This is a genomic window from Oricola indica, from assembly GCF_019966595.1.
Taxonomy (GTDB): domain Bacteria; phylum Pseudomonadota; class Alphaproteobacteria; order Rhizobiales; family Rhizobiaceae; genus Oricola; species Oricola indica.
In genome coordinates this window covers 122,113-142,520 of record NZ_JAINFJ010000002.1, presented here as the reverse complement: position 1 = coordinate 142,520, position 20,408 = coordinate 122,113, and the positions used below count along the sequence as shown (strand labels likewise).

20 protein-coding genes are annotated in these 20,408 nt (G+C 62.9%); 17 read left to right on the top strand and 3 right to left on the bottom strand.

Features of this window, described 5'->3' with window-relative positions:
• A complete protein-coding gene (locus LC343_RS06205; protein WP_223476246.1) occupies positions 1 to 1,824 on the bottom strand; it encodes a monovalent cation:proton antiporter-2 (CPA2) family protein in 1,824 nt (607 codons plus the stop codon).
• A 151-nt stretch (positions 1,825 to 1,975) separates the two neighbouring features.
• Between LC343_RS06205 and LC343_RS06200 the strand changes: the two genes are divergently transcribed.
• From LC343_RS06200 to lpxK, 6 genes are all read left to right on the top strand, one after another.
• Positions 1,976 to 3,313: a TldD/PmbA family protein gene (locus tag LC343_RS06200; protein WP_223476245.1), complete on the top strand. Its 1,338-nt coding sequence runs from the start codon at positions 1,976 to 1,978 to the stop codon at positions 3,311 to 3,313.
• Between the two features lie 8 nt (positions 3,314 to 3,321).
• Positions 3,322 to 4,149, top strand: coding sequence for a 3'(2'),5'-bisphosphate nucleotidase CysQ (locus LC343_RS06195; protein WP_223476244.1), 828 nt, complete (start codon positions 3,322 to 3,324; stop codon positions 4,147 to 4,149).
• A gap of 49 nt (positions 4,150 to 4,198) precedes the next feature.
• Positions 4,199 to 4,438 (top strand): DUF4170 domain-containing protein, encoded by a 240-nt coding sequence (locus LC343_RS06190; protein ID WP_223476243.1) that lies wholly within the window; start codon positions 4,199 to 4,201, stop codon positions 4,436 to 4,438.
• Between the two features lie 174 nt (positions 4,439 to 4,612).
• The gene (locus LC343_RS06185) at positions 4,613 to 5,317 is read left to right on the top strand and encodes a lysophospholipid acyltransferase family protein (RefSeq protein ID WP_223476242.1); all 705 of its coding nucleotides are present in this window, start codon (positions 4,613 to 4,615) and stop codon (positions 5,315 to 5,317) included.
• Positions 5,314 to 6,693: a lipid IV(A) 3-deoxy-D-manno-octulosonic acid transferase gene (waaA, locus tag LC343_RS06180; RefSeq protein ID WP_223476241.1), complete on the top strand. Its 1,380-nt coding sequence runs from the start codon at positions 5,314 to 5,316 to the stop codon at positions 6,691 to 6,693. The genes LC343_RS06185 and waaA overlap by 4 nt, the downstream gene beginning before the upstream one ends.
• On the top strand, positions 6,680 to 7,711 hold the full coding sequence (gene lpxK, locus LC343_RS06175; RefSeq protein WP_223476240.1) for a tetraacyldisaccharide 4'-kinase: 1,032 nt from the start codon (positions 6,680 to 6,682) through the stop codon (positions 7,709 to 7,711). The genes waaA and lpxK overlap by 14 nt, the downstream gene beginning before the upstream one ends.
• Positions 7,712 to 7,715: 4 nt before the next feature.
• Here the strand turns inward: lpxK and LC343_RS06170 are convergent, their stop codons facing one another.
• On the bottom strand, positions 7,716 to 7,934 hold the full coding sequence (locus LC343_RS06170) for a DUF2093 domain-containing protein (protein WP_223476239.1): 219 nt from the start codon (positions 7,932 to 7,934) through the stop codon (positions 7,716 to 7,718).
• A 46-nt stretch (positions 7,935 to 7,980) separates the two neighbouring features.
• Positions 7,981 to 9,789, bottom strand: a complete 1,809-nt coding sequence (gene mutL, locus LC343_RS06165; RefSeq protein ID WP_223476238.1) for a DNA mismatch repair endonuclease MutL — start codon at positions 9,787 to 9,789, stop codon at positions 7,981 to 7,983.
• 146 nt (positions 9,790 to 9,935) lie between these two features.
• Here mutL and LC343_RS06160 point away from each other — a divergent pair, with 146 nt between their 5' ends.
• From LC343_RS06160 to LC343_RS06110, 11 genes are all read left to right on the top strand, one after another.
• Positions 9,936 to 10,292, top strand: coding sequence for a protein tyrosine phosphatase family protein (locus LC343_RS06160; RefSeq protein ID WP_223476237.1), 357 nt, complete (start codon positions 9,936 to 9,938; stop codon positions 10,290 to 10,292).
• A 114-nt stretch (positions 10,293 to 10,406) separates the two neighbouring features.
• Positions 10,407 to 11,459: an AbrB family transcriptional regulator gene (locus LC343_RS06155; protein WP_223476236.1), complete on the top strand. Its 1,053-nt coding sequence runs from the start codon at positions 10,407 to 10,409 to the stop codon at positions 11,457 to 11,459.
• Positions 11,460 to 11,632: 173 nt separating this feature from the next.
• Positions 11,633 to 13,090 carry an NAD-dependent succinate-semialdehyde dehydrogenase gene (locus tag LC343_RS06150; RefSeq protein WP_223476235.1) on the top strand — a complete coding sequence of 486 codons (1,458 nt, stop codon included), beginning with the start codon at positions 11,633 to 11,635 and terminating at the stop codon, positions 13,088 to 13,090.
• 27 nt (positions 13,091 to 13,117) lie between these two features.
• A complete protein-coding gene (gene maiA, locus LC343_RS06145; protein WP_223476722.1) occupies positions 13,118 to 13,762 on the top strand; it encodes a maleylacetoacetate isomerase in 645 nt (214 codons plus the stop codon).
• Positions 13,763 to 13,882: 120 nt separating this feature from the next.
• Entirely contained in the window at positions 13,883 to 14,413 is a 531-nt protein-coding gene (locus LC343_RS06140) for a hypothetical protein (RefSeq protein ID WP_223476234.1), read from the top strand.
• Positions 14,414 to 14,433: 20 nt separating this feature from the next.
• Positions 14,434 to 15,711 (top strand): imelysin family protein, encoded by a 1,278-nt coding sequence (locus LC343_RS06135; protein ID WP_223476233.1) that lies wholly within the window; start codon positions 14,434 to 14,436, stop codon positions 15,709 to 15,711.
• A gap of 39 nt (positions 15,712 to 15,750) precedes the next feature.
• Positions 15,751 to 16,041: a (2Fe-2S)-binding protein gene (locus LC343_RS06130; RefSeq protein WP_425419467.1), complete on the top strand. Its 291-nt coding sequence runs from the start codon at positions 15,751 to 15,753 to the stop codon at positions 16,039 to 16,041.
• A gap of 74 nt (positions 16,042 to 16,115) precedes the next feature.
• Entirely contained in the window at positions 16,116 to 16,604 is a 489-nt protein-coding gene (gene bfr, locus LC343_RS06125; protein ID WP_223476231.1) for a bacterioferritin, read from the top strand.
• On the top strand, positions 16,573 to 18,123 hold the full coding sequence (locus tag LC343_RS06120; protein ID WP_223476230.1) for a di-heme oxidoreductase family protein: 1,551 nt from the start codon (positions 16,573 to 16,575) through the stop codon (positions 18,121 to 18,123). The genes bfr and LC343_RS06120 overlap by 32 nt, the downstream gene beginning before the upstream one ends.
• Positions 18,123 to 19,208, top strand: a complete 1,086-nt coding sequence (locus LC343_RS06115; RefSeq protein ID WP_223476229.1) for an imelysin family protein — start codon at positions 18,123 to 18,125, stop codon at positions 19,206 to 19,208. Before LC343_RS06120 ends, LC343_RS06115 begins: the two co-directional genes overlap by 1 nt.
• On the top strand, positions 19,208 to 20,311 hold the full coding sequence (locus LC343_RS06110) for a DUF1513 domain-containing protein (RefSeq protein ID WP_223476228.1): 1,104 nt from the start codon (positions 19,208 to 19,210) through the stop codon (positions 20,309 to 20,311). Before LC343_RS06115 ends, LC343_RS06110 begins: the two co-directional genes overlap by 1 nt.
• Positions 20,312 to 20,408: the final 97 nt, after the last annotated feature.

The window sequence follows — 20,408 nt, the reverse complement described above, 5'->3', positions numbered from 1 at the left end:
TCATGAATTCTCCTCCTCGACGGCCGTCCGCTCGTTGTCGGTCGCGTCGATGACTTTCGATTCGCGGCGCGGTTTCGTGAGCGGTTCGGGCGTCACCGGTCGCGTGTGTATCATGTGGCGGCCGGCATAGAAGCCCTGTGATTGCTGGATGAGGAGACGCTCGGCGTCGCGTTTTTCCACATCCTCGGCGATTTCGCTCGAAAGCTGTTGTGTCGTGCCGAGCGCTTCCAGCGTGCGCTGCCCGAATTCCAGCCCCGATTTGAACGTCTCGCGCATCTCGTATTCCACGCCGCGCGCGCGAAGCTCGAGTGTATGAGTGCGGTCGTAGGATCGCACATAGAGCTTGACGTCCGGATATTCGGACTGGACCAGATCGACGATCCGGTCGGTGATTTCCTTCTTCTGCGTGCAGACGGCCACGATCTTGGCGCGCTTGATACCGGCTGCTTCGAGAACGTCCTTGCGGGTGCCGTCTCCGAAATAGATCCGGAAACCGAATTTCTGCGCCGAGCGGACCCGGTCGGCGGAGTGATCGATGATGGTGACGTCCGAGCCGCCGGCGAGCAGGATCTGCGATGCGATCTGGCCGAAGCGCGAAAAGCCGACCATCAGAACATCGGCGCCCGCGCCCTCGAAATCCTCGTCCATCTCCTCGTTGTCGTCCTCGCGCACGAGAAACCTGCCGAGCATGACACTGACGGGCGTGAGCGCCATCGAGAGCGTGACGATGGAGACGAGTTGCGAGGATGTCGCCGCATCGAGAACCTGCATGCCGACCGCCGCGGAAAACAGCACGAAACCGAACTCGCCGCCCTGCGGCAATGTCAGCGCCGTTCGAACGGAAACGTCGTGATCGGATCCGAACACGCGGCACAGCGCATAGATGATCGCCGCCTTCACGACCATGAGGACGGGGACGGCCAGAAGAATTGTCAGCCAGTTCTCGACGATAACGCTCAGGTCCAGCGACATGCCGATGGCCATGAAGAAGAGACCGAGCAGCAGTCCGCGAAACGGTTCGATATCGGCTTCGAGCTCATGGCGGTAGGTTGATTCGGCCAGCATGACGCCGGCGATGAAGGCGCCCATCGCCATCGACAGCCCCGCGACCTGCATCAGCAGGGCGGACCCGATAACCACCAGCAATGCAGCCGCGATCATCGCTTCGCGCGCGCCGGATTTGGCGATGATCTGGAACAGCGGGTTGAGTATATAGCGGCCCGCGAAAACGAGCGCGGCAACCGCGATAATCGCAACGAGGAAATCGACGAGATTGTTGCCGCCGTTTTCCGCGGCGGCCGGCGCGAGAAACGGCAACAACGCCAGCAACGGGACGATGGCGAGATCCTGGAACAGCAGGATGCCGAAGGATTTTCGGCCATGCCGGCGATTGATCTCGCCGCGCTCTTCCAGGATCTGCAGCGCGAAAGCGGTCGATGACAGGGCCAGGCCGAAGCCGATCACGGCTGCGGCCCCTATGCCGATGCTGGGGACGGCCATGGCGAGCGCGGTCAGGGCCACGCCGGTCAGGAGCACCTGCGTCAGCCCCAGCCCGAAAATGTCGCGGCGCAGCGACCAAAGCCGTGCGGGCTTGAGCTCCAGGCCGATGATGAACAGCAGGAATACGACGCCCAGTTCGGCGACGTGCAGAATTTCCTCGCCCTCGGTGATCATTCGCCCGATCGGGCCGATGACAAGGCCGGCGGCGAGATAGCCGAGCACCGTGCCGAGGCCGATACGCTTGAACAGCGGAGCGGCCACCACGGCGCCGCCGAGAAGCATGACGGCTTCCATGTAGAGCTCCGGCGCTGCGCCTCCCGCCATGAATACTGCTCCCCTTTGGATCGGCCGAACCATTGTCGCGACTTGATGCCGGGCGCGCCGGGCAATACATGACAGCCCAGCCCTTTCGGTATCGCGCCCTATCTAAGCGCTTTTTGCCGTCCAGCAAACCGGCCCGTCACTCGGAGATTCCATGACAGACGATACCCAGAACCTTATCGACCGCGCCGCCTCGCTCGTGGAGGCCGCCAAACGCGCGGGCGCGGACGCCGCCGACGCCGTTGTGGTGCGCTCGCGCTCGAAGAGCGTATCCGTACGCCTCGGCAAGGTGGAAGGCACGGACTCATCCGAAAGCGACGATTTTTCCCTGCGCGTCTTTGTCGGTTCGAAAGTCGCGAGCGTCTCCGCCAATATCGCGGGCGACGCCGACATGCTCGCCGAACGCGCGGTCGCCATGGCGAAAGTCTCTCCGGAAGACAAATTCAACACGCTTGCGCCCGAGGAACTGCTGGCGCGCGATATCCCCGATCTCGACCTTTACGACGAGACCGAAATCCCGGCCGAACGAATGACGGAAGACGCGCTCGCGATGGAAGAGGCCGCGCGAGCCGTACCGGGCGTGACGAATTCTTCTGGCGCGGGCGTCTCGGCCGGTTCCGGCGGGCTCGTTCTGGTGACCTCGCACGGATTTTCCGGCGCCTATCGCCGCTCCCGTTTTTCACGCTCCGTCAGCGTGATCGCGGGTGAGGGGACCGGCATGGAGCGCGATTACGATTTTTCCTCGCGGATCTTCTTCTCCGACTTGCGGGCACCCGAGGAAATCGGCCGCGAAGCAGGTGAGCGGACCGCGCGGCGCGTCAATCCGCGAAAGGTGGAAACGCGCACGGTGACCTGCGTTTACGATCCGCGTGTGGCGCGCGGCATGCTCAGCCACCTCGCGGGCGCCATCGACGGCGCGTCCGTGGCGCGCAAGACCTCCTTCCTGAAGGACCGTATGGGACAGCAGGTGGCAAATCCGGCAATCACGGTGATCGACGAACCGATGCGCCGGCGCGGACAGGGTTCGCGTCCCTTCGATGGCGAAGGCGTGCAGGGCGAGACGCTGACCATGATCGGAGAGGGCGTTCTCAATCACTGGTTCCTGTCGACCTCGATCGCAAACGAACTGGGGCTGGTGACCAATGGGCGCGGCGCGCGGGCAGGCACCTCCGTCGCCGCGTCGTCGACCAACCTGTCTCTGGAGCCCGGCGATCAGTCGCCCGAAGAGATGATCCGCGCCGTCGGCGACGGGTTCTACGTTACGGAGGTCTTCGGCCAGGGCGTCAACATGGTGACCGGCGAGTACAGCCGCGGCGCATCGGGCTTCTGGATCGAGAACGGAGAGATCGCCTATCCCGTTTCCGAGGTGACCATCGCCTCGAACCTGAAAGACATCTTCATGCGCATGGTCCCCGCAAGCGATATCGACCGCAACTTCTCGACGGCCGCGCCGACGCTGGTCATCGAGGGCATGACGCTAGCCGGTCAATAGACGACGCAATGACCGAGAACAGCACATCCGGCGAGGCCCGACCGACGATCGAGCAGGATCTCGCCCTGATCCGCGATGCCGCCGAGAAGGCGGGGCAAATCGCCCTGTCCTATTTTCGCGGCCATCACGACATGGATGTGCGCATGAAGGATGGACGATCGCCGGTCAGCGCTGGCGATCTCGCCGCGGACAGCTATCTGCGCGAAACCCTGTTGGCGGCGCGGCCGGATTATGGCTGGCTGTCGGAGGAAAGCGTCGATGTTTCGCGCACGAAGCGCCTTACGGCGCCGCGCAGCTTCATCGTCGATCCGATCGACGGCACGCGTGCCTTTATCGACGGCCGCGACATATGGTGTGTCTCGATCGGAGTCGTCGAGGGGCATGTCCCGATTGCCGGCGTGCTGGAATGCCCGGCTCTGAAGACACGTTACTGGGCATCCGCCGGTGGCGGAGCGTGGAAGGATGGCGACCGGCTGACGGTCTCGACGCCGCGGCCGCGCCCTGTCGTTGCCGCGCCCGCCAAGGCCGGACCGCAACTCGACCTTGCCTTTCCCGCCGGCTATGAGCGACACGGCCACATTCCGTCGCTCGCCTATCGGCTTGCCATGGTCGCCGACGGATCGCTCGATGCCACGCTGGTGAAGCCGAGAGCCCATGACTGGGATATCGCGGCGGCGATGCTGATTCTCGCCGAGGCCGGCGCACGGTTGACCGATTTCGATGGTGTGGATGTCAGGCTCAACGAGGATGACGTCGTCAAGCCGGAGATGATGGCTGGCCCGACCGGGATGTTGGGGGCAATGTTCGGAGTTGTTACGGCGCAAGCATTCGGTTAAGCGTCCGGGTGACTTGGCAGGAATCTCATATCTGGAAGGTTATGCGGCAATGGCTGATAACACTGAGGACACTCAGTTGCTGCACCTCGTGTTCGGCGGCGAACTGGAATCCCTGGAAACCACGCGTTTCCGCGATTTGAACGACCTCGACATCGTCGGTATCTATCCCAACTACAAGACCGCGCAGGCCGCGTGGAAAGCAAAGGCGCAGCAGACGGTGGACAACGCCCACATGCGTTACTTTGTCGTCCATCTCCATCGCCTGCTCGATCCCGAAAAAGACACATAAGGCTGGTTTGTCGGCGGTGGCGCGTCTGGGGAACTGTCCGCAAGCGCGGCCCCATGCGAACCTCATTCGGCATTTGCCTATCGGACCCGTAATCGGCGGAACATGACGAACAGTGAAATAACCGTGGGGAGAAAAGGGCGGTCAAAGCGCAGACCGTTCAAGCGTCTCCGGGTCATGTTACGCAAGATATTCGCGAAAACGCCTTTTCTCGTGCCGTCGGCCGCTTACCTGATCGAGCATTACATTCGGTTTGTTTATCGCACCAATCCGCTGATCGAGTTCGATACGGACAAGGCGGACCGAATTCTCGCTGAGGAAGGGCCGCTGATCGTGACGTGCTGGCACGGCCAGCATCTCATGATGCCGCTTTTCAGGCGCAACGGGCACCCTTCCGTGGCCATGGTCTCGCGCAGCCGCGACGCGGAGCTGAACGCGCGGGTCGTCGAGCGCATGGGTCTTCAGACAGTGCGGGCCTCCGGTGGAAGGAAGCCCAAGCTTGCCGTCAAGAAAGGCGCCGTGAGCGGTATCCTCGCACTGCGCAATTATCTGAAGGCGGGAAAGTCTGTTTTCATGATGGCGGACATACCGCATGGCGTGCCGCGTCAAGCGGGGATGGGAATCGTCTCGATCGCCCGTATTTCGGGTGTGCCGATCGTGCCGGTCGCCTATGCAACGTCGCGTCGTCATGTTCTGGAAAAAACATGGGACAAAACGGTGATCAATCTGCCCTTCGGACAAGCGGCATTCTGCTTCGGCGATCCGATCCATGTGCCTTCCGATGCGGATGACGCTGCGATGGAAGCCGCACGCTTGTCCCTGGAGGAGTCGCTGAACGGCGTCCAGGACAAGGCATATGCCTTCGTGGATGGTTCGGCATGAGCGAGTTGTGGGCCAGAACCGCGCTACAAACCTACCGCTGGCTGGGTGCCGCGCTTTATCCGCTGATGGGGACCTACGTCGCCGTCCGCATCACGCGCGGCAAGGAAGAGCGCGGCCGTCGGCGCGAGCGCTACGGCCGCAGCACGATCGACCGTCCCGATGGGCCGCTGATCTGGATCCATGCCGCAAGCGTCGGCGAGACAGGCGCTGTTTCCGCCCTGATCCAGCGCATTCGCGACCTCGATATTCGCGTGATCCTGACCACCGGAACCGTCACCTCCGCCAATTTCGCGCGTGAACGCCTTGGTGAAGACCTTCTGCACCAATATGTGCCGCTCGATATCAAGCCTGCGGTGAGCCGGTTTCTCAACCACTGGAAGCCGGACTTGGCGATTTTTGCCGAATCCGAGATCTGGCCGATGACGATCCTCGAACTCGGCGCACGGCGCATTCCGCAGATCCTGATCAATGGCCGTATGTCGGACCGCTCCTTCAAGCGCTGGTCGCATCGTCTCGCGCTCGCCGAATCCCTCTTCGAGAACCTTTCCCACGTCGCCGCGCAGAGCGAAGTCGACGGTGAACGGTTCCGGGCGCTTGGCGCCAGACCCGTGACCGTGACCGGTAATCTGAAGGCCGATGTCGCTATACCTCCTGTCGATCAGGCCGAATTGCGACGATTGTCCGCGGCGATCGGCGAACGCTCGCGTTGGGCGGCGATTTCGACCCATGACGGCGAAGAGCTTGTCGCCGCCCGTGTCCACAAGGCGTTGAAGAAATACCGGCCCGGATTGCTGACCATCGTGGTGCCGCGCCACCCCGACAGGGCCGGTGCCCTCAGGAAGATGTTCGAGGAACGAGGCCTGTCGGTGGCGAGCAGGAGCAATGGCGAAGCACCGACGCCGCAGACCGATATCTTCCTTGGCGACACGATCGGCGAAATGGGCCTCTATCTTCGGCTCACCGACATAGCCTTCGTCGGCAAGTCGCTCGTCGGTCATGGCGGCCAGAACCCGCTGGAACCGGCGATGCTCGGCACTGCGATCCTGAGCGGGCCCAACGTGTCTGCCTTCGTCGAGGCCTATGACCGCCTGACGGAAGCGCGCGCCGCGCGGATGGTCGAAGACGAGGCGACGCTGGCGAAGACCGTTCACCACCTCATGTCGCAACCCAAGGTGTGCGATGCGATGGCGCGGGCCGGCATGCGCGTCGTCACCGATATGGGTGGCGCGCTGGAGCGGACCTGGAGTGCGCTCGATCCCTATATCCATCCGCTGCGCGTCCAGGCGGCGCTGCACGGAAACGGGCCTGAAGCCCACCCGGCGTCGGGTGGTCGGGGCGCCGGTCATGCCGGGAGGCGTGCACTTGGCTGGAAGTGAAGCGCCGCCTTTCTGGTTTCGCGAGAAAGGGTGGGCTGCGTATTGCCTTGCCCCGGTGAGTTGGGTCTATGGCGCGGTGGCCCGCTGGCGCATGGATAATGCCCGCCCGCGTCAGGTCATGGCGCCGGTATTGTGCATCGGCAATCTGACGGTCGGCGGATCGGGCAAGACACCGACGGCGATCGCCGTCGCAAAGGCCGTCCGCGAGGCGGGCTACACGCCGGGCTTTCTCACGCGCGGATATGGCGGATCGCATGTCGGCCCGCATCTCGTCGACCCCGATGCCGATACCGCGCTATCCGTCGGCGACGAAGCATTGCTTCTTGCCAGGGTCGCGCCGACCGTGGTTGCGCGCAGACGCGCCGAGGGTGCGCAGGTCCTGATCGACGATGGAGCGGATTTCGTGATCATGGATGACGGTTTTCAAAGCCGCACCGTGCATTTCGACTACGCGCTGATCGTGATCGACGCCCGCCGCGGCATCGGCAACGGCTCCGTCATCCCCGCAGGCCCCTTGCGCGCTCCCATCATTGACCAGATGCGCCATGCCGACGGAGTTTTGCGGATCGGCGACGGCGAACGCGGCACCAGGGTCGTTCGCGCCGCCGCACGGGCCGGAAAGCCGATCCTGCGCGCCGACATCCGGCCCCGTGAGGTCGAGGGGCTCAGGGAAAAGCCGCTGCTTGCGTTCTCGGGAATCGGCGAACCGGCAAAATTCTTCGACACGCTGGTCGCCGCCGGCTGCGATGTCGCCTCGCGGCGCGCTTTCGGGGATCACCATGTTTTCACGGATGGGGATGCGACGGAATTGCTGGACCGGGCGCGGACCGAAAACCTGACGCTTGTCACCACCGAGAAGGACGCTGTCCGGCTCAGCCGTTTCGGTGGACCGATCGCCGAACTGCGCGAGGCAACCCGCGTTCTGCCGGTCGATCTCGTTTTCGACAACAGGCTGACGCTCGACACGTTGATAAAGGACGTTGCCGCGCGCTATCACAGGCGCAGGATCGGCCGGTAGCCGGTCAGCCGCGGTTCATGAATTCCAGTTCGCGCTTCAGCGACGTCTCGACATCGATATAAGGCTCCTGGCGCGCCACGCTCCAGTATTTCAGCTCGTCGAGCGGTATCGGCTTGCCGGTGACCGCGCAGCGCACGAATGCCCCCGGTGCGAGGACCTGATAATCCGCGTCGAGGTAGCGAATCTTTGCTTCCGACGCATTGGCCATATCGAAAATATTCATACCCCCTTAGCGCCACAAAATGGCGTCCGCGTCAACGTCTGCGGCCTCAGCGGCGCCCGAACAGTCGCTCTATGTCCGACAGTTTCAACTCGATGAAGGTCGGACGACCGTGGTTGCAGGTGCCGGACCCCGGCGTCGCCTCCATCTGTCGCAGCAGGGCATTCATCTCCTCGGCGCGCAGCCGCCGGCCCGAGCGGACAGAGCCGTGGCAAGCCATGGTCGAGGCGACTTTCTCGATATTGTCGCGGATGCGAAGCGCATCATTGCCATCGGCGAGATCGTCGGCAAGATCGCGCAGAAGCCCCTGCGCATCGACTTCGCCGAGCATTGCCGGCGTGGCCCGTACGGCGACAGCGCCGGGGCCGAAGCGTTCGATCTCGAGTCCGAACCGCGCGAGCGTCTCGCTCTCCGCGACGATCCGCTCGACATCCTCGACGGGGAGGTCGACGATGTCGGGTACGAGGAGCATCTGCGAGGGGAGGGTGCGCGCGGCAAGCGCGTTCTTCAGCGCTTCGAAAACAAGCCTTTCATGCGCCGCATGCTGATCGACGATGACCAGGGAGTCTTCCGTCTGTGCGACGATGTAGTTTTCGTGAATCTGCGCACGCGCGGCGCCGAGCGGGTGGCCGCCAAGGTCGGCCTCCTGCGCCGGAGGCGCTTCCGCGACGGCGGCCGAGGGCGTGAAGCCGGCAAAGCCCGATTGTCCGCTTTCCGCAAGGCCGTTCGTGAAGTCGAGCGGCGCGTTCACCGACGGTGTAGAGGCGGATGAGGCGCGCTGAGGTGGTCCGCCCGGGACAGACCCCGGCCGAAAGGCGGTCGTCATCGCGTCGGCCGCCGAGGTGGAGGCACGGATACCTTCCTCCGCAAGCGCCCGCCGGATCGCCGAGATCATCAGTGCGCGGATCAGACCCGGATCCCGGAAGCGGACTTCCGCCTTGGCGGGATGGACATTGACATCGACGAGCCTCGGATCCGTATCGATGAAGATCGCACACACGGCATGACGGTCGCGCGCCAGCATGTCCGAATAGGCGCCGCGAAGCGCGCCGGACAGTTGCCTGTCGCGCACAGGGCGGCCGTTGACATAGACGAACTGATGCGAGGCCGACGCACGGTTGAAGGACGGCAGCCCCGCAAAGCCGGCGATCCGCACATCTTCCTTCTCAGCTGCCAGAGCCACGGCGTTGTCGCGGAAATCGCGGCCGAGGATCTGGGCGATGCGGGCGATCAGGGCCTGTGAATCCGTTCCCGTCGCCGGCAGGTCGAGCGTGGACCGGTCGGAGCCGGCAAGCGTGAAGGAAACGCCTGGCCGCGACATGGCGATGCGCTTGACGGTCTCGGTGATGGCATTGGCTTCCGCGCGATCGGACTTCAGGAATTTCAGCCGCGCCGGTACGGAACGGAACAGTGACGTGACCTCGACCATGGTGCCCGGATTGCCCGCCGCAGGCCGAGGTCCGGAGACCGCCCCGCCATCGACCGCGATCTCGAAAGCCTCGCCGCCAGCGCGCGGCCGCGAACGGATGACGAGACGCGACACCGAGCCGATGGAGGGCAGGGCCTCGCCGCGGAAACCGAGCGTCGAAATCGCATCGAGTTCGCGCTCGATCTTGGAGGTGCAATGGCGCGAGATGGCAAGGCCCAGATCCTCCGCATCCATGCCGGAACCATTGTCTGTAACGCGTATCAGTGACTTGCCGCCGGCACCGGTCAGCACTTCGATACGATCCGCGCCTGCGTCCAGCGCGTTTTCGACAAGTTCCTTAACGACATTCGCCGGGCGTTCGATGACTTCGCCGGCCGCGATCTGGTTGACGATCGTATCGTCGAGGCGATGGATTCGGGATTGTGCCATGGTCCCGATCATAAACATGCCGCCGGAGGGACGAAACGCGGCTGCGTCTGTTTCAACCGAAGCTTTTCGCGCTTTCGAAACGCCGGCATCTTGAAGAATATATGCGGGAATTGGTATATAATAGGTCTCAAAGGAGTACCCCGCTGATGAACACAATCCAGGCTTCCCTACCGGCCGGCATGCGTCAGGTCGGCAATGGTTTCTACGTCTCCGGGCAGATCGCACCGCAAAACGTCGAGGCGCTCGCCAAGGAAGGTTGTACGACCATCATCTGCAATCGCCCCGACAATGAAGGCTGGGGTCAGCCCGCCGCCGAGAAGATCAAGGCGGAAGCCGACAAGCATGGCGTGAAATTCCACTACATTCCGGTCGGTCACAGTGGCGTCACCGCCGAGACCGTCGAGGCGATGCGCAAGGCGATTGCGGAAGCGGACGGAATTGTTCTGGCCTATTGCAGGTCCGGCGCGCGTTCGACGCAGCTCTACGCTTTCTCCCGACCCTGACAGGGCCGGTCACGCTCCCGATGCGCGGGTAAATATGCCGCCGCCAGCTAGCGCAAAGCGGTGCTGCCTTGTTAGAGACCGATCTACGGACGCGGTTTCGAACGGCAGGGACAAATGAACGGCATGGATTGGCGGCGAATGGTGATCGCGCTTGCCGCCGGACTCGGCGGTGCCGCCGTGGCCCAGCTTCTGGGGCTCGCCGCCGCCGCCCTGATCGGCTCCGCGCTCGCGGTCACGATCGTGGCGCTGCTGGGACTCAAACCGGACATTCCCAACCCGCTGCGCAATGTCGCATTCTGCGTGATCAGCGTCTCGCTGGGATCGGGCGTAACGCCCGACATCCTTGCGGAAATAAGCCACTGGCCGTTGAGCATCCTCTTGCTGGCGGTGACGGTTCTCGTCGTCATGATCGTCTGCGGATTGATCCTGCGCTTAATGTTCGGGGCGGATGCGACGACCGCCGCCCTGGCGACGTCGCCCGGCGCGCTGTCCTACACGCTTGCGCTGGCCGCCGACAGGAACGCGGATTTGCGTTTCGTGATGTTGTTGCAGAGCCTGCGTCTTTTCCTGATTACGGTTCTGTTGCCGCCGATGATCGGCTTTGCGAATGGGGGCGTCGGCGCGGGACCGGCTGCCGATGTGCCGCATCTGCACATTGGGGAGGTCGCCGTCCTTCTGGCTGTGACCTATGGTCTCGGAATGATCCTGACGCGATTGCGTTTCCCGGCGCCTTACATCCTTGCCGGCCTCGCCGTCAGCGGCATTGCGCATGCCACGGGAATCGTCGCAGGTCGTCCTGCCGACATGGTGCTTTTCTTCGGATTCAGTGTCACCGGGGCGGTCATCGGCGCACGGTTTACGGGGTTTACCCTGTCTGAAATAAAGAGGCTGGCATTGGCCGGGTTCGTTTCCACGGCCGTCGCCGTCGCCGTATCCGTGGCCGGCGCTTTCGCCGCTTCCGGTTTGCTGGACCTACCGTTCGGACAGGTTTGGGTGTCCTATGCGCCGGGCGGCGTCGAGGGCATGACGACCATGGCACTGGCGCTGGGATATGATCCGGTCTACGTGGCGACGCACCACGTGTTCCGCATTCTGTTCCTGATCGGAATCCTGCCGGTCATGGTCGGCCTGTTTGCCGCCGTGGGGAGGAAGTCGGGAAAGACCTGAAGAATATCGGGAATGCGCGGGCCGCGCCTTTGCGATCGTCCGCGGGGCTCTTATGTGGAGCATTCGGTCCGGAAATTTCAGAGGACCGATACGCAGTTTGACCAGACGCCGCTGCTGGTGCAGATCAGGCGCAAGAACGAATGCGGCATCGAAGCCGTTCGAAGGGAGAAAACATGCTGACGAAGTCCAACGCCTTTCTCAAGGAAGCCAATCTGATCGGCGGCAAATGGATTGCCGCGGACGGCGGCGCGACCCTTTCGGTCACCAATCCGGCGAACGGGCAAGTGCTCGGCACCGTGCCGAAGTCGGGACAGGCGGAGACTGCACGCGCCATCGAGGCGGCGGCGGCGGCCTTCGAGAGTTTTCGCAAGACGACGGCCGCCGAGCGTGCCGCGATGCTGCGCAAGATGCATGACGTCATGATCGAGAACGCCGATGCGCTCGCCGAACTGCTGACGCTGGAACAGGGCAAGCCGCTGGCCGAGGCGAAAGGCGAGATCGTTATCGGCGCCAACTACATCCTGTGGTTCGCCGAGGAAGGCCGCCGGGTCTATGGCGACATCGTGCCGTCGCCCTGGGCGGACCGGCGCATCCTTGTGCGCAAGGAGCCAGTCGGCGTCGTCGGCGCGATCACGCCCTGGAATTTCCCGTCCTCGATGCTGGCGCGCAAGATCGGCCCGGCGATCGCTGCCGGATGTACCTCCGTCATCAAGCCCGCCTCGCAGACGCCCTATTCGGGTCTCGCCTGGGGTGTCATCGCCGAAATGGCCGGACTGCCCGACGGCGTGATGAATATCGTTACCGGTTCGGCGTCCGAAATCGGTGGCGAACTGACCTCCAATCCGGCGGTCAAGAAGATCACCTTCACCGGCTCGACCGAGGTGGGCAAGGTGTTGCTCAAGCAGTGCGCCGACACGGTCAAGAAGGTTTCGATGGAACTGGGTGGCAATGCGCCGTTCCTGGTGTTCGATTCCGCGGACGTCGACAAGGCCGTCGAAGGCGCTGTTGCGGCGAAGTATCGCAATTCCGGCCAGACCTGCGTCTGCACGAACCGGTTCTACGTTCAGTCCGGTGTCTATGACGAATTCGCCGAGAAGCTTGCGCGCAAGGCGGAAAGCCTCAAGGTCGGTCCCGGCACCGAGGAAGGCACGCAGCAGGGACCGCTGATCGACATGGCCGCCGTCGAGAAGGTCGAGGAACTGATCGCCGACGCTGTCGACAAGGGCGGCAAGGTGCTTGCCGGCGGCAAGCGCCACGAACTCGGACAGTCATTCTTCCAGCCGACCGTCATCTCCGGAGCGACCTCCGAGATGCGCTTCTCGCGCGAGGAGATTTTCGGCCCCGTGTCGCCGGTCTTCAAGTTCGAAACGGAAGACGAAGCCGTGGCGCTCGCAAACGATACCGAATACGGCCTCGCCTGCTATTTCTACACGCAGGATCTCGGCCAGGCATTCCGTATCATGGAAGGGCTCGATTACGGTCTTGTCGGCGTCAACGAGGGTGTTATCACGACCCCGGAAGCGCCGTTCGGCGGCCACAAGGAATCCGGTCTCGGTTCCGAGGGCGGCAAGGAAGGCATCAACGAGTACCTCGATACGAAATATGTCTGTATCGGTGGTCTCGGACTTTAACGTCGCAAGGGGGATGGCGATCTCATGATCCGGTTTCACGGTTACTTTCGGTCGTCTTCCTCCTATCGATGCCGCATCGCCTTCAATCTGAAGCGCGTGGACTACGAGTTCGTGTCCGTGCATCTGCTCAAGGACGGCGGCCAGCAAAAGTCATCCGGCTACCGCGATCTCAATCCGCAGATGCTGGTGCCGACACTGGAGGCGGGTGACCTGACCATCGGGCAGTCCATGGCCATGCTCGAATGGCTCGACGAGACATATCCCGATCCGCCGCTGCTGCCCGCTTCCGCCGATGACCGCGCGCGCGTTCGCGCCTTCGCCGACATCATCGCCTGCGACATTCACCCGCTTCAGAACCTGCGCGTGCTGGCCTATCTGCGCGAAAACTACGGCGAGGACCAGGACGGCGTCGAACGCTGGTGCCAGCGGTGGATCGGCGACGGGCTGGCCGCCTGCGAAGCGATCCTGGCCAAGCGGAACACACAGTCCAGTTTCTGTTTCGGCGAAACGCCCGGCCTGGCGGATGTCTGCCTCGTTCCACAGGTCTTTTCGGCGCACCGCTTCAATGTGGACCTCTCCGCCATGCCGCGCATTCGCGCTGTTCATGAAGCCTGCGAGGCGCTGCCCGCCTTTGCCGAGGCGCATCCCTCGAAGCAGCCCGACGCGGCCTGACGATGGTGCGCCTATACCGGTAAGAGATTAGAATCGTTAAAAACTAGAGTGTTTGACACCAGTTTTAGCTTGCTGCATAAACCTGATCGCAACTGTCAGGTTTGAAGCAGCGAGTTCCGTGTGACCAACCCGTTCTCTCATCACAGAGGAAATGCGGCCGCGTATTTCCAGCGTCCGGCCGAACGGCTGGTGCTCGAAGGATACCGGCACTGGTCCTGCGGCGCGGCGATGGCCGACCGCGGGGCATGGGAACGCGCCTGCGAACTGTATCACGGGATTCTCGGCGGCCGGGGCGCGACAACCGCCGTTCAGGCGCTGTCCGAATTCGTTTCGACGCTCGGCCGCTGCGCGACCTGCCCTCTGAAGACCTTCGAATCCGGATCGCGCCATATCTGCCGCGACGAGGTTCTCGTGATGGGGCTGATCGCCGGTATCCAGAACCGGGACGACGAAGCCACCGAACTCTGCCTGACGCAATTGTCCTGCGAGACCCGCTGCGACGAGGTGGCGCTGGCCGCCGGTTCGTTCGCGCTGGTGCTGCGCGGTCTCGACAAGATGCTTCTGCCCATTCCCGCATCCGTTGTGCGGGACATCCTCGGCCCTGCGCGCCCCGCAAGGCGTGACGCGGATCAAAACCCAACACTGCATTGAAACAACACCTGGAGACCAAGATGACTGGAATGCGAACGGCGAAAATCATGACGGGGCTGGCACTTGCCGGCGCGCTGGCGACACCGGCGTCCGCCGCCGCGGTCACCGCCGAACTGGTCGTGAAGAACTATGCCGACATCGCGCTTGCGAAATACCAGGATTCGCTGACCACGGCGAAAGCCCTTGAAGACTCGGTGGATGCCATGATCGCCGATCCGTCGGCCGAAACCCTGCAGGCGGCCAAGGACGCCTGGCTCGCATCGCGTGTGCCTTACCAGCAGACCGAGGCCTATCGCTTCGGCAACGCGATCGTCGATGATTGGGAAGGCCGCGTGAACGCCTGGCCGCTCGACGAAGGCCTGATCGACTATGTCGACGGGTCTTACGGGACCGAAAGCGACGAGAACAATCTCTACGCGGCCAATGTGATCGCCAATGAAAAGGTGACGATCAACGGCGAGGAAGTCGATGCCACCGAAATCACGCCGGAATTCCTCTCGGGCACGCTGCATGAGGCCGACGAGGTCGAAGCCAATGTGGCGACCGGTTACCACGCCATCGAATTCCTGCTCTGGGGCCAGGACCTGAACGGAACCGGCGAAGGCGCGGGCAGTCGTCCGTGGACCGATTTTTCCACCTCGGAATGCACCAATGGTCATTGCGATCGCCGCGCCGAATATCTCTCCGCGGCTGCCGACCTGCTGGTCTCCGATCTGGAGGAAATGGTCGCGAACTGGGAAGAGGGTGGTGACGCCCGCAAGGAAGTCACGGCAGATCCGACCGCCGGCCTGTCGACGATCCTGACCGGCATGGGCTCTCTTTCCTATGGCGAACTCGCCGGTGAGCGCATGAAGCTCGGCCTGCTGCTGCACGATCCGGAAGAAGAGCATGACTGCTTTTCCGACAACACCGACAAGTCGCATCTCTACGACGCCGTCGGCATCCGCAACGTCTATCTCGGGTCCTATGAGCGGATCGACGGCTCGGTCGTTTCCGGCCCGTCCGTGTCGGATCTGGTTTCCGTAAAGGATGCCGATCTCGACGCCGAACTGAAGGCGAAGCTTCAGACCACGCTCGACGCCATGACGGTGATGTCGGAACGCGCCGATACCGTCGAGGCCTATGACCAGATGATCGGTGAAGGCAATGAAGAGGGCAACGCTGTCGTGCAGGCCGCGATCGACGGTCTCGTCGACCAGACCCGCTCCATCGAAAGAATTGTTGCGCTTCTCGAACTCGATGCGATAGAATTCGAGGGCTCCGACAGCCTCGACGCGCCCGGAGCTGTTTTCCAGTAAGGCTTAGCGACCATGATCGTTTGCAGTTGCAACGTCATCATGAAGAATGAGATCGAGGGGGTCATCATCGACCTCCTCAAAAAGGATGCCTGGCAGTTGATCACGCCGGGCGTCGTTTATCATTCCATGAAGAAGCGAGGCCGGTGCTGCGGTTGTTTTCCAAACGTGATCTCGATCATCGTGGACACGACCGAACGCTTTCACCGCGAGCTGGAAACGCCGGACGAGAAGATCATCCCTTTCATCCAGAAGATCCGGGCGGAGCACGAGCGTTGCGAAACGGCGCGCATGATCGCCCGGCATAACAGGATGCGGCGATCCGCAGCTTGATGCACTGATGTGTTCGGAGTAGTCCTCCTGAGATTGTAGGCCGGAGACGGCCAGTCTGGACAGGAGTGTGAATTATGAAGGGCAAACAACAGGTTATCGAGCGTCTGAACGAGGCTCTTTTTCTCGAACTCGGCGCGGTGAACCAGTATTGGTTGCACTATCGCCTTCTCGCGGACTGGGGCTACGGCAAGCTCGCTGCCAAGGAACGCGCGGAATCGATCGAAGAGATGCATCACGCCGACAAGCTGGTGGAACGCATCATCTTCCTGGAGGGCCATCCCAACCTGCAAAACGTGGCGCCGCTGCATATCGGGCAGAATGTGAAGGAGGTCCTCGAGGCCGATCTCGCCGGCGAGTACGAGGCTTGGAAGTCCTACACGCAATCGCGAAACATCTGCGAACAGGAAGGCGACTATGTCACCAAGAACCTGTTCGAGGAACTGATCGCGGACGAGGAAGGTCATATCGACTTCCTCGAAACTCAACTCGAACTCCTCGGGAAACTCGGTGAGGAAAAATACGGTCTTCTCAATGCGGCAAGTGCCGACGAGCAGGAAGAATAGCGCGATTTCCCGGACATTCCGGCTGGCCGCCCTTCTGGCGGCCGGTCTCGCCGGCACAGCCTTCGCCGACGATATCCCAACGCAGCGCGGTGACCTGACGCCCGAAGACCTCGCCCGCGTCGAGAAGGTCACGACACCGACAGGCGATTTTTCGAAGGCGGAAGCCTTCGAGGCCATGTCCGGCGGCGCCACGACCTCCCGAAAGAAGGTCAACCGCGATGCCTTTTCCCAGTTTTCGGCCAATTTGAGCTTCGAACAGGAGCGCGATTTCAAGCTCGGTAACGCGCTGTTCCGCAAGCTCTGGGTTTCGTCCCCGTCCTCGACACAGGCCTCGGACGGCCTCGGACCGCTGTTCAATGCGCGCGCCTGCCAGAGTTGCCATCTCAAGGATGGGCGTGGCCATCCGCCGGAAGGGGCCGCGGACGCGACCTCGATGTTCCTGCGCCTCGCCCGCCCGGCGCAAAACGATGCCGAGCGTGCCGCGCTGGAGAGCTACGTCGCGGCGAATTTCCCCGATCCCGTTTACGGCGGGCAATTGCAGGACAATGCCGTGCCCGGCCTGAAGGCCGAGGGGCATATGCGCATCGAGTACGAGGAAGTTCCGGTCGCGCTCGCGGGGGGCGAGATCGTTTCGCTGCGAAAGCCGACCTATGCGATCGACGATCTCGGATACGGGCCGTTGCATCCCGAAACGACGCTGTCCCCACGCATCGCGCCGCCGATGATCGGCATGGGACTCATCCAGGCCATCGAGCCGTCCGATATCGTGGCGAATGCGGACCCGGACGATGCCGATGGCGACGGAATTTCCGGCCGTGTCCAGCTGACGCGCGCGACACCGGACTCCGCGATCGAAATCGGCCGCTTCGGCTGGAAGGCGCAGAACCCGTCGATTCGCAAACAGACCGCCGCCGCCTTCGCCGGCGATATCGGCATCTCGTCGCCCGACCTTCCGAAGAGCCATGGCGATTGCATGCCGGCGCAGGAGGAATGTCTCGCCCGGCCGACAGGCGTGCAGAAGCGTCTCGGCGATACAGAGGCTCCGGACCCCATCATGGATCTCGTCACCTTCTATTCCGAGAACCTTGCGGTTCCGGCACGGCGCGACTACGAGGCCCCCGACGTCCTGCGTGGCAAGGAGATGTTCTACAGCCTCGGCTGCACCTCCTGTCACCGGCCGAAATTCGTCACCAGCCGCGATGCGGCGGACGAGGTCCATGCCTTTCAACTGATCTGGCCCTATTCCGATTTTCTTCTGCACGACATGGGCGAAGGGCTTGCCGACGGCCAGCCGGTCGGGGTTGCGAACGGACGGGAATGGCGCACGGCGCCGCTTTGGGGTATCGGCTTGACCGAAACGGTCAATGGTCACACTTTCTTTCTGCACGACGGCCGCGCGCGCAATCTGACGGAGGCGATTCTCTGGCATGGTGGCGAGGCGCAGGGTGCTCGTGACCGTTTCGCGGCTTTGGAAAAGGCCGATCGCGATGCGCTAATCCGTTTCCTGGAGTCTCTTTGATGCGCCGTCTTGTCGCTACGTTTATCAGTCTCGCCATGCTGTTCGCGGGCCCTGCATCCTCGCAGGAACTCACGGTCGATGGCGAGCAGGCCGTCCGGTCAGTCCGCCTGCTTGTCGCTGGTTTCATCCAGCCCGGTTTCGAGCGCTTCGCGGACGACGCGGAACTGGCGGCAATCGCGACGGACGAGCTTTGCGAGGACCCCGGCGAACGGACGCTCGATGCTGCCCGCGCGGCATTTCGCGCGAGCGCGCTCGCCCTTGCCCGGGTCGAATTCCTGCGCACCGGGCCCCTGATCCAGGAGAACCGGCTCGAGCGCCTGCTGTTCTGGCCGGATCGTCGCGGCATTGCACTGAGGCAGGTCCAGGGCGTGATCGGGTCCGGCGACGAGAGCGTGACCGACGCGGAAAACCTGCCCGCGAAAAGCGTCGCCCTGCAGGGCTTTACAACGCTCGAATTCCTTCTCTTCGGCACCGGATCCGACGATCTTGCGTCCGATGCGGGGCACCGTTGCCTTTTCGCCAGGGCTGTCGCCCGCAACATCCACGCCATCGCGGTGGAGCTGAACGCCGCCTGGCAGGACAAGGACGGATACGCGACGCTCTGGTCGAACCCGGGCGAGGAGAACCCGATCTTCCGCAATGCCGATGAGGTCGTCAGCGAGCTCCTGTCCATTCCCGCCGAAGCTTTCGAAATCATCCGCGATCAGCGGTTGAAGCCGATGCTTCCCGAGGACGGGCAAGCCAATCCGAAAAGGGCGCTGTTCTGGCGGTCCGGGATTTCGCTGGAATTTGTCGATGCGGCGTTCGAGGCGCTTCGCTCCTATTACGAAACCGCTGGAATTTCCGACATCCTGCCGGAAGACGAAAGCTGGCTGGCGCGCTCGATCGAGTTCGAATTCAATAATGCCGAGGCGACGCTCGACCGGCTGAATATGCCGGTCGAAGAGGTTCTCGCCAATGAAGAGCGAGTGAAGGACCTGGATTATCTCGTCATCCTGACTCAGAGCCTGCAGAGCCTCTTCGGCCAGCAGGTGACGGCGGCGTTGGGGTTGTCGGTCGGGTTCTCATCGCTGGACGGAGACTGATGCGACTGTTTTCATCGACCGGGCTGATCGACCGACGGACACTGCTGCGCGCCGCGGGCGGGACGTTCCTTGCCGGTCTCGCTCCGCGCGCCGCCAGGGCGCTTCAGGATACCGATGCGGTTTTCGCGTCCGCCTATTATGATGGCGACGGGAGCTACGGCATCGCACTTCTTGCGGAAGACGGCACGGTCATCCATCGCTACGCTCTTCCCGAACGGGGACATGACGCGGTGTTCGACCCGCGCGGCGAAAGGGTCGTCGTCTTCGCGCGGCGGCCGGGGACCTTCGCCGCGGCGATCGATCTCCGCAAGGACAACGAACCGCTCGTCTTCCATGCGCCGCAAGGGCGCCACTTCTACGGTCATGGCTGCTTCTCCACCGACGGCAAGCTGCTCTATTCGACCGACAATGATTACGACAATGCGCGCGGCGTTATCGGCGTACATGATGCAACCGATGGCTTCCGGCGAATTGGCGAGTTCTTTTCCGGCGGAATCGGGCCGCACGACATGACGGTTCTCCCCGACGGCCGCACGATGCTGATCGCCAATGGCGGGCTCGAAACGCATCCGGATTACGGCCGGACAGTGCTCAATGTCGCGACGATGAAACCGAACCTGACCTTTGTCGATCTCGAAGAGTCACGCATCCTGTCGGTGCATGAACTGGCGCCGCATCTTCACAAGCTGTCGATCCGCCACCTCGCCATGATGGAGGATGGCACGACTTGGTTCGCGTCCCAGAACCAGGGCGATATCCACGAACCGTTGCCGCTTGCCGGCTCGATTTCGCCGGACGGTAATGTGCGCCTGCTCGATCTTGCGCCGGAGGATTTGCGGCTGATGCGCGGTTATGTCGGCTCGGTGGCGGCCAATGACCGCACGGGCGCGGTCGTTCTCACATCGCCGCAGGGCAACACCGCGCTCGAAATCGACGGCGCGAGCGGCGCGGTGCGCGAACGCGTGACGCTTCCCGATATTTGCGGTGCGGCCGATCGCGGCGACGGCTTCCTGCTGTCGAGCGGCATGGGCGTCATGGATGGTCACCAGACCCAACTGGCCTGGGACAATCACATCGTGCGCCGTCCGTGGAACCCGGCCTAGCGCATTTCAGGTTGCAATAGGATCTGAATGCGCTGCCTCTCGCCTTCGGCTCGAACGCGCATTCCGATGCTGATGTTTCAACCAAAACCTGAATTGC